The organism is Streptomyces sp. NPDC046197 (assembly GCF_040646295.1).
Taxonomy (GTDB): domain Bacteria; phylum Actinomycetota; class Actinomycetes; order Streptomycetales; family Streptomycetaceae; genus Streptomyces.
This window is the reverse complement of the sequence record NZ_JBEYZY010000095.1, coordinates 1-2110: the sequence shown is the minus strand read 5'-3', so window position 1 is coordinate 2110 and position 2110 is coordinate 1. Positions and strand designations below refer to the sequence as shown.

Annotated in this window: 2 protein-coding genes; one reads left to right on the top strand and one right to left on the bottom strand. The window is 67.2% G+C overall.

The annotated features are described in order from the left end of the window. Positions 1–138 precede the first annotated feature (138 nt). Positions 139–1013, top strand: a protein-coding gene (locus AB0A61_RS41000) for an IS5 family transposase (RefSeq protein ID WP_361304707.1) whose coding sequence is annotated in 2 segments (ribosomal slippage) — positions 139–483 and positions 486–1013 — 873 coding nt in all. Because the reading frame shifts where the segments join, the coding sequence is not laid out codon by codon here. A 29-nt stretch (positions 1014–1042) separates the two neighbouring features. Here AB0A61_RS41000 and AB0A61_RS40995 read toward each other — a convergent pair. Then, on the bottom strand, positions 1043–1942 hold the full coding sequence (locus tag AB0A61_RS40995; protein ID WP_361304704.1) for an aminoglycoside phosphotransferase family protein: 900 nt from the start codon (positions 1940–1942) through the stop codon (positions 1043–1045). Positions 1943–2110 lie beyond the last annotated feature (168 nt).

The window sequence follows — 2110 nt, the reverse complement described above, 5'->3', positions numbered from 1 at the left end:
CCTCATCGGACAGCACAACTTCGATGGCACGAGGACCCCGAGACATGAAAACAGGCTACAGACTTAACCGTGCAATTTCTGGCGCATCACACTAGGGCCTGTTGCGAAAGTGAATCAAGGTCGTGGATGATCACGGCCGTGGGACGTGGTGATCTGACGGTTCGGCAGTGGGCCCGACTTGAGCCGCTGTTGCCTGTGGGCAAGAAGCCAGGCCGCCCGCGGACTTGGACGCGTCGACAGTTGATCGACGGCATACGGTGGCGGACCAGGACGGGTGCACCGTGGCGCGATCTTCCGGAGAGGTACGGTCCGTGGGACCGGGCCTACGACCTCTTTCGGCGTTGGCAGCGCGACGGCACCTGGAAGCGGATCTTCGAGCAGCTGCAGGCCGAGGCCGACGCGAAGGGCCTGATCACATGGGATGTGAGTGTGGATTCCACGATCGCTCGGGCTCACCAGCACGCCGCCGGTGCGCGTAAAAAGGGGCACTGCAGAAGGAATCTCCCGGCGGCGTCGACACCGAACCCGACGATCACGGCCTCGGACGCTCGCGCGGCGGGCTGACGACCAAGCTGCACTTGGCGGTCGAGCAGGGACAGAAGCCGCTGTCCCTGCTCGTCACCGCCGGGCAGCGCCATGACAGTCCGCAGTTCCAGCCGGTCCTGCAAGGCATCCGCGTGCCCCGAATCGGGCCGGGCCGACCACGCACCAGGCCGGACAAGGTCCGTGCCGACAAGGCATACGGATCCCGCGCGAACCGCGCCTACCTGCGCAGACGAGGCGTGCTCTGTACCATCCCGGAGAAGTCCGACCAGGTCCGCAACCGCAAGAAGCTCGGCTCCCGAGGCGGCCGCCCGCCCAAGTTCGACAAGGCGGACTACAAGGAGCGTCACGCTGTCGAGTGCGGGATCAACAGACTGAAGCGCCACCGGGCCGTGGCCACGCGATACGACAAGCTCGCGGTCCGCTTCCAGGCCACTGTGCTGGTCGCAGCGATCAACGAGTGGCTGTGACCAGCACCCGTCCCAAAATGCCTCTGGCCTCAGCCCTCCTGCAGCACCGTCCGGATCACGTGCCGGGCATTGTGCGCCATCGCCGGGTTCGTCTTCCGGTAGTACGGCAGCGCGATCAGTGCCTGCGAGAGTGTCCGTCCCCGGCCGCGGATCCAGGTCGCGTTGTCCACGCTCAGCGCCTCGCGGAAGACTTCCCTCGCCCTGGCCGGCAGCAGATTCCACGCTGGGAACAGATCGCAGGCCGGATCTCCCGCACCCAGGCATCCGAAGTCGATCACTGCAGTCAGCCTGCCACCGGCCACCAGCAGGTTGCCCGGCATGAGATCGGCGTGCAGCCACACCGGCGGCCCGTCCCAGCCAGGAGCCCGCAGCGCCTCCTCCCACACGGCTGTGGCGGCATCGCAGTCGACGCCCTCCTGTGGGAGGAGGCGCAACTCCTCGATCGCTGTCCGGGTCTCCGCGTCGAGCGAGGCGACCGGCCCCCCGCGGTGGGCCTGCGGCGCACCCGGCAGGGTGATGCTCCGCATCGCCGCTACGAACTCGGCCAAATCCTCGGCCAGCAGCACCGGCTCGCTCAGGGCTCCCGCCTCGGGATTCTCCCCGGCCAGCCACCGGTACACCGACCACGGCCACGGGTACCCCTGCGCGGGTTGCCCCTCCCCGAGTGCCTCGGGGATGGTCGTAGGCAGGTGAGGCGCGAGCAGGGGCAGCCACGTCCGCTCCATCGAGACGTCGTTGGCCCCGCCCTGGACAAGCGGCAGTCGTACGACCATGTCATCGCCCAGCCGGTACATGGCGTTGACCGTCCCGCCGGACGGAAACCGCTCGACCGCCAGCCCCGCCCACCGCGGGAACTGTTCGGCGATCAGTCGCCGTACAAGGTTGACGTCGATGGGGTGCATGCCGGGATGCATCTGCCCTGTGTTCATGGCACGTCATCCGACCGCCGGACACCGGCGAGCGTCAATCGCTTTTCCGGCGGCACCACTTTCGCAACACGCCCTAGTAGGACTCCGTTAGGTCTGTGTGTCGACCTTGTTCAGGGGCACGGTGAGTGTGTGGACGCACATGAAGTGAACCGTGTTCGGGCGACGTTG